At 74.1% G+C, this 2,147-nt stretch carries 2 protein-coding genes and 1 pseudogene; all 3 read right to left on the reverse strand.

Annotation, left to right across the window (positions count from 1 at the left end; translation table 11 throughout):
- Positions 1–97: 97 nt before the first annotated feature.
- The gene (locus P1P70_RS43795; RefSeq protein ID WP_319247960.1) at positions 98–505 is read right to left on the reverse strand and encodes a VOC family protein; all 408 of its coding nucleotides are present in this window, start codon (positions 503–505) and stop codon (positions 98–100) included.
- Between the two features lie 109 nt (positions 506–614).
- Entirely contained in the window at positions 615–1,901 is a 1,287-nt protein-coding gene (locus P1P70_RS43800) for a hypothetical protein (protein WP_319247962.1), read from the reverse strand.
- A pseudogene (locus tag P1P70_RS43805) lies at positions 1,883–2,147 on the reverse strand (ABC transporter ATP-binding protein); the annotation flags it as partial. The pseudogene P1P70_RS43805 and the gene P1P70_RS43800, both read right to left, overlap by 19 nt.

Genomic DNA, 2,147 nt, shown 5'->3' on the forward strand with positions numbered 1-2,147 from the left:
CCACTTTCTTTCTGTGGGCTTTTCGTCGGCAGCGTCAGTTGTTTTATAGATACAGCCCCTTACGGGCGCGGGGGTACGCGGTGGACGAAGGGGATCCTCAGCCCTCGATCGCCGACGGGTCCATCCACACGACCTCCCAGGTGTGGCCGTCGAGGTCGTCGAAAGCGCGGCCGTACATGAAGTCCATCTCCTGGACCTTCTCCGAGGCGGTGCCGCCGGCGGCGACCGCCTTCTCGACCAGCTCGTCGACCTTCGCGCGGCTCTCGGCGCTCAGACAGAGCATCACCTGGCTGGTCTTCGTGGCGTCCGCGATCTCCTTCTTGGTGAAGGTCGCGTAGAACGGCTTGGTGAGCAGCATCGCCACGATGGTGTCGCTGATCACGACGGAGGCCGCGTTCTCGTCGCTGAACTGGGGGTTGAGCGAGTAGCCGAGCTCCGTGAAGAACTTCTTCGAGGCGTCGAGGTCGTTCACGGGCAGGTTCACGAAGATCATCTGCTGGTACATGGCGGGGTCGCTCCCGTATCCGTCGTAGCCGTTGCGGTCTGTTCGGAGGGGTAGACCGAGGGCCCCCGCGAAACTCATCGCCGCTCGCGAACTTTTTTCGTACGAGTTTTCAGGCGGCCAGCGGTAGTGCCGCCAGCTGGGCGATCGTCCAGGTCAGGGGGCCGAACACGGCGAGCAGGGCGGCCGCGCGGAGCAGGGCCGCCCGCCGGGGCAGGGCGCGGGGCGCCCCCAGCCGCATCAGCGCGGCCGTGGTGTCCGCGTGCGCCCGCCGGGCTTCGACGGCGGCTGTCGCGAGGGTGAGCACGGCGCAGCCGGCGACCACGAGCGCGCCCAGCAGGGTGAGCGGGCCGACCGTGGGGCGCACGCCTGAGGACAACGTCACCATGGCGTACGCGCCGGAGGCCACCGCGCACACCAGGCCGAGCGGGCGACCGATGCGCCGGGCCTCCTCCTGGAGCACGCGCCCGGCAAGGAGGCGCAGTGCGCCGGGGCGCACGGACTGGAGCAGGCGCCCCGTGAGGTGGGTGAGGCCGGGCCCCGTGAGGACCAGTCCGAGCGCGGTGAGCAGCCAGCCGCCCAGGACCCCCGCGGGGCTGTCGGCGAAGCCGCCGGGGAGGGAGAGGCCGGAGCGGTCGCCCGACCGGCCGGCGTAGGTCTCCAGGGCGAGGCCGACGGCGAGCACGGTGATGCCCCAGGGGAGGCCGCTCGGGGCCGGACGCGGGGCCGGCGGTTCCGTCGGCTCCTGTGCCTCGGGGGTGGTCGCCCCCTCCTCGTCCGGCTCCTCCTCGTACCTGGTGGCGCCCGCCGGGGGCGCGGTGCGCCGGCCGATGGCGAAGGTGTCGTACGCCATGAAGCGGGCCCGGGGGCCGGTGGTGCGGGCCCCGGTGTCCTTGGGGCGCAGGACGAGCGCGGTGGTGACGGAGGCTACGGCCGGTACCACGCCGAGCAGCGTGAGCGCGGCCGGGAGGGGCAGGGGCCGTCCGGCGGCGAGGGCGTCCGTGGCCGCGCCGTCGAAGGGCAGGCCGGTGAGGTCGCCGCGCAGATGGAGGAAGAAGAGAAGCGCGAGGAGGGAGCCGAGGACGGTGGACAGGGCCGTGGTGACCGCGGAGATGGCCATGAGCCGGCCGGGACCGAGGCCGATCGCGGAGAGGCCGGGGCGGGGCCGGGTGCCGGGGTCGGTGCGGGCCACCGTGACCGCGAAGTACACGGTGGCGGCGGCGGGCGCCACGCACCAGGCGAGGCGGAGCACCGAGCCGGCCGGGGCGTGCGGGTGGGCCATGGCGTGCCCGAGGGCGCAGAGCAGCAGGAAGCCGGTGCCGCCGGCGGCCGCGGCCACGAGAAGCCGACGGAGCTGGACCACGGGGTGGGCCCGGCGGGCTAGACGGAGAGCGAGCACGCTGCCCGGCCTTCCCCGTCGGCGGCGGAGCGCGCCCCGGCCGCCGACTGGCCGTCGGCTTCGGCAGGTGGGTGGGCCTTCCCGTCGCCGGGCGGCCGTGCTTCGCCTTCGGCTGCGGGGCGGCCCACCTCTGTGGCGGGGGTCGGTCGGGCGGTGGTTTCGGCAGGCTGGTGGGCGTTTCCGGCGGCGGGTCTCCGGGGTTGGGCTTCGGCTGCGGGGCGGCCCGGCTCCATGGGGGGGGAGGGG

Origin of the sequence: Streptomyces sp. MB09-02B, from assembly GCF_033794485.1 — a bacterium.
Lineage (GTDB): Bacteria > Actinomycetota > Actinomycetes > Streptomycetales > Streptomycetaceae > Streptomyces.